The 10,523-nt window shown below is 71.2% G+C and carries 9 protein-coding genes; 3 read left to right on the top strand and 6 right to left on the bottom strand.

The features are described 5' to 3' along the window. Positions 1 to 144 precede the first annotated feature (144 nt). From mshC to ACFWP7_RS29850, 4 genes are all read right to left on the bottom strand, one after another. The gene (gene mshC / locus ACFWP7_RS29865) at positions 145 to 1,374 is read right to left on the bottom strand and encodes a cysteine--1-D-myo-inosityl 2-amino-2-deoxy-alpha-D-glucopyranoside ligase (protein ID WP_384387432.1); all 1,230 of its coding nucleotides are present in this window, start codon (positions 1,372 to 1,374) and stop codon (positions 145 to 147) included. Positions 1,375 to 1,508: 134 nt separating this feature from the next. Further along, positions 1,509 to 2,327, bottom strand: a complete 819-nt coding sequence (locus ACFWP7_RS29860; protein WP_384387429.1) for an SCO1664 family protein — start codon at positions 2,325 to 2,327, stop codon at positions 1,509 to 1,511. Further along, positions 2,291 to 2,881, bottom strand: a complete 591-nt coding sequence (locus tag ACFWP7_RS29855) for a DUF3090 domain-containing protein (protein WP_384387427.1) — start codon at positions 2,879 to 2,881, stop codon at positions 2,291 to 2,293. Before ACFWP7_RS29855 ends, ACFWP7_RS29860 begins: the two co-directional genes overlap by 37 nt. A gap of 147 nt (positions 2,882 to 3,028) precedes the next feature. Continuing rightward, on the bottom strand, positions 3,029 to 3,715 hold the full coding sequence (locus tag ACFWP7_RS29850; RefSeq protein WP_384387424.1) for a histidine phosphatase family protein: 687 nt from the start codon (positions 3,713 to 3,715) through the stop codon (positions 3,029 to 3,031). 98 nt (positions 3,716 to 3,813) lie between these two features. On the opposite strand from ACFWP7_RS29850, the gene corA reads away from it, so the two are divergent. Beyond that, positions 3,814 to 4,812 carry a magnesium/cobalt transporter CorA gene (corA, locus tag ACFWP7_RS29845; protein WP_384387420.1) on the top strand — a complete coding sequence of 333 codons (999 nt, stop codon included), beginning with the start codon at positions 3,814 to 3,816 and terminating at the stop codon, positions 4,810 to 4,812. 123 nt (positions 4,813 to 4,935) lie between these two features. Here corA and ACFWP7_RS29840 read toward each other — a convergent pair whose 3' ends face one another. Next, positions 4,936 to 5,724, bottom strand: a complete 789-nt coding sequence (locus ACFWP7_RS29840) for a ferritin-like domain-containing protein (protein ID WP_384387417.1) — start codon at positions 5,722 to 5,724, stop codon at positions 4,936 to 4,938. A gap of 225 nt (positions 5,725 to 5,949) precedes the next feature. Continuing rightward, entirely contained in the window at positions 5,950 to 7,005 is a 1,056-nt protein-coding gene (locus ACFWP7_RS29835) for an LLM class F420-dependent oxidoreductase (protein WP_384387414.1), read from the bottom strand. A 152-nt stretch (positions 7,006 to 7,157) separates the two neighbouring features. On the opposite strand from ACFWP7_RS29835, the gene ACFWP7_RS29830 reads away from it, so the two are divergent. Together ACFWP7_RS29830 and ACFWP7_RS29825 are read left to right on the top strand one after the other, a co-directional pair. Next, on the top strand, positions 7,158 to 8,141 hold the full coding sequence (locus ACFWP7_RS29830; protein ID WP_384387411.1) for an aldo/keto reductase: 984 nt from the start codon (positions 7,158 to 7,160) through the stop codon (positions 8,139 to 8,141). Beyond that, on the top strand, positions 8,138 to 10,408 hold the full coding sequence (locus tag ACFWP7_RS29825; protein ID WP_384387408.1) for a helix-hairpin-helix domain-containing protein: 2,271 nt from the start codon (positions 8,138 to 8,140) through the stop codon (positions 10,406 to 10,408). Before ACFWP7_RS29830 ends, ACFWP7_RS29825 begins: the two co-directional genes overlap by 4 nt. Positions 10,409 to 10,523: the final 115 nt, after the last annotated feature.

Below are 10,523 nucleotides of genomic sequence, written 5' to 3'. Positions count from 1 at the left end.
AATCATACGCCCCCCCCCTCTATAAACACCAAAAATCTCGGCGCCCGCTTATTTTTTTTATACCACACACCAAGTACGGGCGGACGCCTCCCCCACCCCCGGGGGCGCGGGGGGGGTCAAACCCCCCCCGGCCCCCGTCTGTTGCTAGAGAGCCACTCCGAGGAGGGCGTCCACGGCGCGCGACACGACGCCGGGGGCGCCCTCGTCGGTACCGCCCTGCTCGTGCTGGAGCGCGGCCCAGCGGTCGACCGCGGCGAGCGCTGTCGGCGCGTCCAGGTCGCCCGCGAGGGCTTCGCGGATCTCCTCGACAAGCGCGTCGGCGGACGGTCCGTCCGGGCGCGACACCGCGGCCCGCCAGCTCTCCAGCCGTGCGAGGGCCCCGTCGAGGACCGAATCCGTCCACTCCCAGTCGGCCCGGTAGTGGTGCGCTAGCAGTGCGAGCCGGATGGCGGCCGGGTCGACCCCGTCGTGCCGGAGCGTGGACACGAAGACGAGGTTGCCCTTGGACTTCGACATCTTCTCGCCGTGCAGCGCGACCATGCCTGCGTGGACGTACGCCTTGGCCATGGGGAACTCGCCGGTCAGCACCTGGGCGTGCGAGGCGCCCATCTCGTGGTGCGGGAAGGTGAGGTCGGAGCCGCCGCCCTGGACGTCGAAGCCCATCCCCAGGTGGTCGAGGGCGATGGCGACGCACTCGATGTGCCAGCCGGGGCGGCCGAGCCCCAGCGAGCCGCCGTCCCAGCTGGGCTCGCCCTCGCGGGCGGCCATCCAGAGCATCGGGTCGAGCGGGTTCTTCTTGCCCGGACGGTCCGGGTCGCCACCGCGCTCGGCGGACAGCAGGCGCATGGCGGCGGCGTCCAGGTGGGACACCTTGCCGAAGTGCGGATCCGACTCGACGGAGAAGTAGACGTCGCCTTCGAGCTCGTACGCCGCTCCCGCGTCCCGCAGCCGCTCGACGAGCGGAACGATCCCCGGTATCGCCTCGACGGCCCCGATGTAGTGCTTCGGGGGCAGCATCCGCAGGGCGGTCATGTCCTCGCGGAAGAGGGCGGTCTCCTTCTCGGCGAGCGCCACCCAGTCGACGCCGTCCCGCTCCGCGCGCTGCAGCAGCGGATCGTCGACATCGGTCACGTTCTGGACGTAGTGAACCTGCCGCTTGGTGTCGAGCCACACGCGCTGAACGAGGTCGAACGCGTTGTAGGTCGCCGCGTGCCCCAGATGGGTCGCGTCGTACGGCGTGATGCCGCACACGTAGATACGGGCGACGGGACCGGGGTCAAGACGGACGAGCCCACCGGTCGCAGTGTCGTGGATCCGGAGGTCGCGGCCCTCACCAGGCAGGGCGGGGACGTCAGAAGCGGGCCAGGCATACATGCAATGAGCGTAACCGGCCGGAAGTTACGTATACGAACCGGACCACTCCTGATGGCCGGGAAGGCGGTCTTGCGTGAAGCGCGGCGCTATGCGTCTACGGCGTTCCCGGGATCGCCGAAGCTCCGTGGACGACGTCACACCGGCGGCCAGGGAATGGCCGGCCACTCCCCGCTGGGCTCGGGATGCTTCCCCGACTCCAGCATCGCCTCGACACGCGCGCGCGTGGCGTCCACCTCCGCGGCGGTGACGAGTTCGGCCAGCCGGGTGGCGAGCGGTGCGCCGGGCGCCAGTCCGTCCCGCAGGGCGGAGAGCACCGAGACCGCCTCGGCGGGCAGGGACTCCCCCGCCCACCCCCACAGCAACGTCCGCAGTTTGTTCTCGGCGTTGAAGGTGACGCCGTGGTCGATGCCGTACAGCCGCCCCTCACCGGCGGGCAGCAGATGGCCGCCCTTGCGGTCGGCGTTGTTGATCACCGCGTCGAGCACGGCCAGTCTCCGCAGCCGCGCGTCGTCGGCGTGCACGAGAAGCGCCGTCTTCCCCTCGGCGACCTCGGCGAATCCGATCGCCTTCCAGCCCTCGGACGGCTCCTCGCCGTCCACCAGGGCCAGTAGCTCCGCTTCGGGCGCCGCCTCGATCCAGAGCTGGCACATGCCCTCGCCGTACGGCCCGTCCCGCAGCACGGTGGTCGGCACGAGTCCCCACCCGGTCGCCTCGGACACCTCGTACGCGGCGACCTCGCGCTGCGCCAGGTTCCCGTCGGGAAAGTCCCACAGGGGCCGCTCCCCGGCGACCGGCTTGTAGACGCAGAACGCGTCCCGGCCCTCGTAGGAGACGGAGCAGTACAACACCGCGTTGGATGCCTCGCGGATGCGTCCGCGTACCTTCAGCTCTCCCTTGGCGAGCAGCTCGGCCGTGGTCACGCTCCGCGGCGGTATCCGTTCTGGCGCGGACATACGTGTCCTTCCGGGTCGAGCGGGAGGCTGCAGAGCGGGCAGGGCGGCCGGCCCGCGTTGACGACGTCGAGGGCGCGTTTGGCGAAGGCACGGGCCTGCGCGCCGGTGAGCCGGACCCGGAGCATCGGCGGACCGTTCTCGTCGTCCTGGAGCAGCCGCTCCTCGGCCTCGGCGAGGTCCTCGTCGGAGTCGGTGTCGAGCTCCACGAGAGCCTGCGCCTCGACGATCATGCGCTGCTCGTCACCGTCCCAGGCCAGCGCCATGGTGCCGACCCGGAACTCCTCCTCGACGGGGGCGTCGAGCGGGGCGGTGTCGGACACCTCGGAAGGGGCTACGACCGGCACCGGCGCGCTGCCACCCGTACGCCGTACGACCTCATCGAGGAGCTCGTCCATGCGTTCGGCGAGTGCGGCCACCTGGGTCTTCTCCAGAGCCACGCTGGTCACCCGGGGGCCCGAGGTGGCCTGTAGGAAGAAGGTACGGCGCCCGGGCAACCCGACCGTACCGGCGACGAAACGGTCCGGGGGGTCGTAGAGGAACACCTGACGGGACACGTCCTGTCTCCATTGATTCGGCATGAGGACCGGCTGACGAGCGTCGGCCCGCATCGGCTGCTGACAAGTCTGCTGACACCTACGGATGCACTTACGGATGACAACTACTGCGCTGCTTGGACCGCTTCACCCTACTGCGGCCGACGATCACGGTGCGCCCGCACCGCCCCCGACCGTGGCGTCACCGCTCGGGGGTTCCTCGCGCGGCGCCAGGGACGCGAAATCACCGGTGTCTCCGAGGCGCACGAGAAACGGCCGCATTCGTGTGTAGCGGATCGCGGTGATGGAACACGGTTCGACAGAGATCCGTTGGAAGAGGTCGAGATGAAGTCCAAGTGCTTCCGCCACAAGGGATTTGATGATGTCGCCGTGCGAGCACATGAGATACACGGCGTCACTGCCGTGATCGCGCTCCACGCGCGCGTTCCACTCGCGTACGGCCTCGGCGGCCCGTGTCTGCATGGCCCGCATCGACTCGCCGCCGGGAAACGCCACCGCCGACGGATGGGTCTGGACGACCTCCATCAGCGGCTCGTCCATCAGCTCGGCGAGCTTGCGGCCGGTCCAGTCGCCGTAGTGGGCCTCCCCGATGCGCTCCTCGGTGTGCGCCCGCAGCTCCGGCCGCGCGTCGAGGAGCGGCTGGACGGTCTCCTGGCAGCGTTGCAGGGGGCTCGTGACGACCTCGGAGATCGGCAGCGCGGCGAGCCGACCAGGGAGAGCCGAGGCCTGCTGGGTGCCGCGCTCGTCCAGGGCGACGCCGGGCGTCCAGCCGGCGAGCAGTCCGGAGGTGTTGGCGGTGGAACGTCCGTGCCGGACAAGGATCAGGGTGGGCATGCGGCCCAGCGTAAACGGGCGCCCCGGGGACCAGGTCCGGACCGCGGGAGGAGGTGGCCGGAGTGCGCCCCGACCTCTTCGGCGGAAGAATACGCTCCGTGATCGTCGACAGCGCCATCTACCGCGACGGGCACCGCACGGAGGGTCCCGACGACCTCTCCGACGCCCTGGCCGAGGCCCGTGCGGCAGGCAACGCGTTCCTCTGGATCGGGCTGCACGACCCGACGGAGCGGGAGTTCGACCTCGTCACCGAGGAGTTCGGGCTGCACCCGCTGGCGGTCGAGGACGCCCTGAAGGCGCACCAGCGACCCAAGCTGGAGGTGTACGACGATTCGCTGTTCATGGTCCTCAAGCCGGTCGTGTACGAACCGGACGGCGACACCGTCACCACCGGCGAGGTCATGGTCTTCATCGGCGACTGCTTCGTGGTGACCGTCCGGCACGGCGAGGAATCGCCTCTCGCGGCGGTACGGCACCACCTGGAGGCCGATCCCGAACGGCTCCGGCTCGGCCCCACCACGGTGCTCTATTCGATCGCCGACGCCACCGTCGATCACTATCTGGAGGTGGCGACCGAGCTGGGGACCGACCTGGAGGAACTGGAGGCGGAGGTCTTCTCGCCGAACGTCGGCGGCTCACGGACGACCGCCGCACGGATCTACACCTTCAAGCGGCAGATCCTGGAGTTCCGCAGGGCCACGGTCCCGCTGTCGGTCCCGCTGACCAGGCTCGCGGGCACGGGCCCCTACGGGACGGCCGTGCCCTTCGTGCACGAGAAGGCTCAGCCCTTCTTCCGCGACGTCAACGACCATCTGATGCGCGTGAACGAGTCCGTGGAGAGCCTGGACCGACTGGTCTCGGACATCCTCTCGGCCCATCTGGCGCAGATGAGCGTGCGCCAGAACGACGACATGCGGAAGATCTCCGCGTTCGCGGCCATGGCCGCGGTGCCCACGATGATCGCAGGCGTCTACGGCATGAACTTCGACCACATGCCCGAGCTGCACTGGCTGTGGTCCTATCCGGCGGTGATCCTGCTGATGGTGGTCCTGGAGATCGTCCTGTACCGGCTCTTCAAGCGGCGGGGCTGGCTGTAGGCGGGCCTTTCAGGGGCGAGATCGCCGGAGACCAGGGCCCTTCAGGGACGGGGTCGCCGGAGACTAAGGTCCTTCAGGGGCGGGATTGTTGAAAACCGGGCTCCACGCGCGCGTGGCGATGGGCTACGCGAATTCGGGTGCCGCGGCCGCGGGCCCGCCCAGCGCGTCGCGCCGCTCGGGCATGCGGAGAGAGACCATCCGGCGCCAGCCCATGGCCCGCTCGTAGGCGTAGACGGCGTGGATCGCCGCGACGAGCGTCGCGGACCTCGCCCTGGACCAGCCGAGAATGCGCCCCATGTGGGCCATCACGGCGAGGCTGACGTCCCGGTAGACGCAGATCTCGGCGTGCGCGCACTCGCGCAGCGTCCGCTGGATGGCACGGCCGTGCCCGGCGCTCGCGAAGCGCAGCAGTTCCTCGTGGCAGTACGCGAGGTGGTTGTCCTCGTCGTTCGAGATCATCCTCACCGCGCGGCCGATGTCGGGATGGTCGGCGAAGTACCTGCACAGCAGCTCCATCTCCTCGGAGGCGCGCTGTTCAGTGACCCTGCTGTGGGCGAGATACGTGACGATGTCCTGCACGCTCAGCGGCTCGTCGCTCTTGAGCTTGTCGTGCGCGAGACCGATCCCGTGCCGCTCAAGGAGCATGGTGTAGTCGGTGTCGGACGGGACCTCGACGGGTGTCAGGCCGCGCTTCTTCATGAGGGCGTTGAAGATCCGGCCGTGCTTGTCCTCGTCGGCGCCGTGCCGGGTGATCCTGGGGGCGAGCTCCCGTTCGCTCTGCGGGACGAGCACGGCGATCCGCGCGTTCTCCCAGCCCCCCTGCGACTCCCCGCTGGCAGCGATGGAGCAGAAGAGCCGGAACGACTCGTCGTTGTCGAGGATTTCCTGGAGCAGACTCTTGGCCGAAAGCATCACTGCCACCTCCATACAGGGTTTCCGCAGAAACCGAGTCAAATGGGTTGGCAGGAGCGCGGCAACCGATATGTCGGACAACTCCGCCAAACGAAGGACGGAGAGGGACACTCAGGGGCGTAACCCGAGGGGCCCTGGCGCGTTGTTCCCGGTGACGGCCGTGGCGGGGAGACCCCCGAGCCCCCACCACGGCCGCAGAAACCAATTCGGAGGCGATTCGCCGCGTTACGCCAGACCGGCGCGCTCCAGGGCCTCGGTACCGGCCCGGAGCGAGGCGATCCGGTCCTCCAGCGAGAAGCCCGCGGGCGCCAGCGTGAGCGTGGTGACCCCGGCTGCGGCGTACGCCTTCATCCGGTCGGCGATGCGGTCGACGGAGCCGAGCAGCGTGGTCTGGTCGATCAGCGAGTGCGGAATGGCCGCGGCCGCACCCTCCTTGTCGCCGGACAGGTACTTGTCCTGGATCTCGGCGGCCTCCTTCTCGTACCCCATGCGCTGGGCGAGCTGGTTGTAGAAGTTCTGCTTGCGGCTGCCCATGCCACCGACGTAGAGCGCCGTGTACGGCCGGAACATGTCGGCCAGCGCGGTCACGTCCTTGTCGTCACCGAGCGCGAGCGGCAGCGTCGGGCAGATGTCGAAGCCCTCCAGCGTCTTGCCGGCCTTCTCGCGGCCCGCGCGCAGGTGCGTGATCGCGGTGTCCTCCAGGTGGTCGGCCGAGGGGAAGATCAGCAGCGCGCCGTCGGCGATCTCGCCGGTCTGCTCCAGGTTCTTGGGGCCGATCGCGGCGATGTAGAGCGGGATGTGCTCGCGCTCCGGGTGCACGGTCAGCTTGAGCGGCTTGCCGGGGCCGCCCGGCAGTGGCAGCGTCCAGTGCGTGCCCTCGTACGAGAGCCGCTCGCGTGTCATGGCCTTCCGGACGATCTCCACGTACTCGCGGGTGCGGGCCAGCGGCTTGTCGAACTTGACGCCGTACCAGCCCTCGGAGACCTGCGGGCCGGAGACACCGAGACCGAGGCGGAAGCGGCCGCCGGAGAGCGAGTCCAGGGTGGCGGCCGTCATCGCGGTCATCGTGGGCTGGCGGGCCGGGATCTGGAAGATGGCCGAGCCGACGTCGATGCGCTCGGTCTTGGCGGCGACCCAGCTGAGCACGGTGGCCGCGTCCGAGCCGTAGGCCTCGGCGGCCCAGCAAACCGCGTATCCGAGCCGGTCGGCCTCCTGGGCGACGGCGAGATTGTCCGCGTCCATTCCGCCGCCCCAGTAGCCGAGGTTGATCCCGAGCTGCATGGCCGATTCCCCTTACCGATCAGTAACGTCCCTTGTGTCCGAGACACTAGCGCGCTGGTGGGCGCCGTGGCAGGGACGGGTTCGGCCTCGGGTGATTCTGGTTGTCCACAGGCCCCCCACGCAGGGAGTCATGGCCAGTAATCTCGGCGTCCATGGAGCAGAGGCATCTCGGCCGTACAGGCCTGCGTGTGTCCCGGATCGGACTCGGCACCCTTACATGGGGCCGGGACACCGACGAGCATGACGCGGCGCACCTGTTGAAGGCGTTCTGGGAGGCGGGCGGGACCCTCGTCGACACCGCGGACGTGTACGGGGACGGGGAGGCCGAGTATCTGCTCGGACAGCTCATAGAAGGGCTCGTGCCGCGCCGGGACCTGGTCATCTCGACGAAGGCGGGGAGCGTACCCGACGCGGACCGGCGCTTCGACGGCTCGCGCGGGCATCTGCTGTCGGCCCTGGACGCCTCACTCACCCGCCTCGGCACCGACTATGTGGACCTGTGGCACGTCCACGCCTACGACCCGGGAACACCGCTGGACGAGACCCTCCAGGCGCTCGACCTTGCCGTCAGCAGCGGGCGCGCGCGGTACGCGGGAGTGTCCAACTTCTGCGGCTGGCAGCTCGCCAAGGCGGCGACCTGGCAGCTCGCGGCGCCCGGGGTACGGACCCGGCTGGCCAGTACGCAGATGGAGTACTCCCTGCTCCAGCGCGGCGTCGAGCGGGAGGTGCTGCCGGCCGCCCTCGACCTGGGCGTCGGCCTGCTCCCCTCCTCACCGCTCGGGCGGGGCGTGCTCACGGGCAAGTACCGCAACGGGACGCCTGCAGACTCGCGGGGCGGCTCCGAACACCTGGCACCCTTCGTCGCGCCGTACCTGGACGAGGCGGCGAGCGGCATCGTGGACGCCGTGAAGACCGCGGCGGACGGCCTCGCGGTGACACCGCTGCAGGTGGCTCTCGCCTGGGTCCGCGACCGGCCCGGTGTCGTCGCCCCGATCATCGGCGCGCGCAACGCGCAGCAGCTCACGGCCGCGTTGTCAGTGGAGACCCTTAGTCTTCCTGACGAGATCTGCCGGGCGCTCGACGATGTGTCGGCACCGGTGCACCACTATCCCGATCACGACTGGAGCACGCTGTGAGCACGGAGCCCGAGACCACGGAGGACGCGGAGCCGGGGGCGCCTGGTGCGGACGCCCCCGAGGGCGAGGACACGGACGCCGGCACGGGCGAGGGTTCGGACGCCGGCTCGGACGCGGGTTCGGACGCGGGTTCGGACGCGGGTTCGGACGACGGCTCTGTCGCGACCGTCGAGGGCGCGGAGAGCGCCGCCAAGCAACTGTCCGAGGCCGCGGCCGAGTTGGCCGCCCAACGTCTGGAGCGCGAGCGGATCGCACGGCGGAAGGCCGAGAAGCAGGGGCCGGTCGAGGCCGGCCGCAAGCTCAGCGGGACGGCCGCCGATCTGCTGGCCGCGGTTCGGGCCGTGGAGAGCGGCGAGAAGCCGGTGGCCAGGGCGTTCCGTGAGCCGTCGCCGACTCCCCGAGCAGCCGCGCCGGAGCCCGTGCGCCCGACCCAGCCCGCCACGGCCCCGACCGGCGCACCCTCCGCCGTCGCACGGGAGGCCGTCGCACCGGAGGCCGTCGCACCGGAGGCCGTCGAGACCGTACGCGCGGTCCTCACCGAGGGCGGCGCCCCCGACACGCTCGTACCGCAGGTCGTCACCGCCCTGGGCGAGGGCGCGGACGAGCAACTGCGCGAGGACCCCTGGCAGTTGCTGCGAGTTTCCGGGGTGCGGCTCGAGCAGGCCGACGGGTTCGCCCGGGCCCTGCTCGGCGCGGAGTGCGGCCCGGACGACGAGCGGCGGGGCCGGGCGGTCACCGTCTGGCTCCTCGAGCAGGCGGCCCTTGCCGGACACACAGCCCTGGACTCCGAGGCGCTCACCGCCGCGCTCGCCCAGCGCTCGGTGCCGGACCCGGACGCGGCTGTACAGAGCACCCTGGCGGAGGGGGAGGCGCTGGTCTTCCATGACGCGCTCGACACCGCCGCGCCGGTGGCGGCGGAGGACGAGGAGACCGAGGAGCGCCCGGTCCGCGTCCTCGTCGCCCTGGAGCGGTACGCGCTGGCCGAGGAGAGCCTCGCCGACGGCCTCGCCCGCGTGGTCAACGCGCTGCCGAAGGAGGACGCGACCGACTGGGCGTCCGCTGCCGGTTCGGCGTCCGGATCCACCGCCGAGCTGATCAGCGCGGTCGCCGGTCACGGTGTCGTCCTGCACACCGGCGGCGAGGCGTCCCGCGCGGAACCGGCGGCGCTGGTCGCCGCAGCGCGGGAGCTCGGCCTGCGGGCGTACGCCGCCACGCACACGCCGGACGGCCGCCGCCGTTTCGCCGCACTGCTCGGGACGACGGACAACACGGCAGCACCTCAGGACACCGACGACGCCGGCCGGCCCGAGGTCACCGTCGCCGGTCTGCTCTCCGGAGCCGAAGGCCCCGGGCGGGACCCCGAAGGCGCCCTCGCCCTCGACCTGCTCGTCGTCCTGGACGCGCCGCAGCTCGACATCGAGACGGCGGCGATGCTGGCCGAGTCGCTGCCGGACGGGGCGCGGCTGGTACTGAGCGGGGACCCCGGGGTGCTGTGGTCGGCGGGCCCCGGGCGGGTCTTCGCGGACCTGCTCGCCGCCCGGGTCTGCCCGCAGGTGGCCTCGCGGACACCGGACCCCGGGCCCATCGGCGAGCTGGTGTCCGGCATCGGGATCGGCGAGCTGAACCAGGTCGAGGCGCCCGGCAAAGAGGTCGTGATCGTCCCGGTGCGTGACGCCGGTGAGGCGGTGCACCGCACGGTGCAGCTGGTCGCGGACTCGGTGCCCCGCGCGATCGGCATCCCGGCCGAGCAGACGCAGGTGATCACTCCGGGACACGGTGGAGCGGCCGGCACCCGCGCGCTGAACATCGCGCTCAAGGAGCGGCTCAACCCCGGTCCCGGCCGCTTCGGCGGCTTCGACCCGGGCGACCGGATCGCGTACTCCGCTGCCCCGGGCCGTACGGTGCCGGGGCACGTGGTGAAGGCCGACGCGGACGGGCTGCACCTGGAGTGCGCGAGCGCCCCCGTCGTCGTACCCAAGGAGCGGGTGGAGCAGTCCGTGCGGCTCGGCTGGGCGCTCACGGCACACCAGGCGGTGGGTCTGCGCCTGCCCGCCGCGGTCGTGGTGCTTCCCGGTGACGCCGCGCAGTCGCTGACCAGGCCGTGGATCTACACGGCCTTCGGCCGCGCCGAGCGGCACCTGTCCGTGGTCCACGGAGTGGACCAGGCGTTGGCGCACGCGGTGGCGGAGGTCCCGCAGAAGCCGCGCACGACCCGCCTGTCCGCCCTGCTCACGGCGCAGGTGCCGGTGCCGGCAGCGGCCGGCTGAGCCCCGTACGCACAGAGGTGGGGGGGGGCGGGGGCCCGGGGGCCCCCCCCCCGTACGCAGCGCACCCGTCCCGCGGCGCGCGCGGCCGAAAACCCCGCCGGGCCCGCGGGGACAG

This window comes from Streptomyces sp. NPDC058470 (assembly GCF_042721055.1).
Lineage (GTDB): Bacteria > Actinomycetota > Actinomycetes > Streptomycetales > Streptomycetaceae > Streptomyces.
Note: the sequence above shows the minus strand (reverse complement) of the source record. Positions and strands in the feature narration are given on the sequence as shown.